We start from the raw sequence: 273 nt of genomic DNA on the forward strand, positions 1-273 counted from the left end.
CGAACTATGTGGACCACGTCCAGATCACGATGGCAGAGGACATCGGCACCGGCGGCCGGGCGGGGTATTACGACGGCGTGGGCGCTGCCCGCGACGTCATCCAGAACCACCTGCTGCAGCTGCTGGCCCTGACCGCGATGGAGGAGCCCATCTCCTTCAACGCCGATGACCTGCGCGCGGAGAAGGAAAAAGTCCTCGCCGCGGTCAAGCTCCCCGAGGACCTGTCCACGCACTCGGCGCGGGGGCAGTTCACCGGCGGCTGGCAGGGCGGTG

General features: G+C 68.1%; 1 pseudogene. It reads left to right on the top strand.

Features of this window, described 5'->3' with window-relative positions:
* A pseudogene (locus tag AC5RU7_RS21140) lies at positions 1-273 on the top strand (glucose-6-phosphate dehydrogenase); the annotation flags it as partial.

The organism is Arthrobacter sp. K410C (genome assembly GCF_059090105.1).